The organism is [Clostridium] ammoniilyticum, assembly GCF_025566905.1.
GTDB lineage: Bacteria > Bacillota_I > Bacilli_A > Erysipelotrichales > Coprobacillaceae > Faecalibacillus > Faecalibacillus intestinalis.
Map to the genome: position 1 here is coordinate 1 of NZ_JAOQJR010000033.1, position 311 is coordinate 311.

The following is a 311-nucleotide window of genomic DNA, read 5'->3' on the forward strand; positions in this document are numbered from 1 at the left end:
TATAAACCTTTTTCAGTTAATTCACGTGCAACATCATCTTTGATGGTAACACCTGCTGCTTTTAACTCGGCAATCTTATCTGCAAATTGTGGTAAGTATTTTTCATGAGCAATCAATAATTCATTTAAAACATTCACCATTTTTTGTCCTGATACTGTTTGTGGATTTAAAATGAATGCTTGCATTAATAATCCATAATCACCAGTTACAGCTGCTTCTTCAACACATAATTCCATGTTTTTCATGCATTGTAACCATCCTCTTTGAGCTGGTTGTAATGGTCCAAAGGCAATAGCTCTTGCTCCTGTTGA

Annotated in this window: 1 protein-coding gene; it reads right to left on the reverse strand. The window is 34.7% G+C overall.

The window, feature by feature from the left end:
* The coding region (locus tag OCV55_RS13935; RefSeq protein ID WP_449670775.1) for a family 4 glycosyl hydrolase at window positions 1-311 on the reverse strand (311 nt) is incomplete at both ends.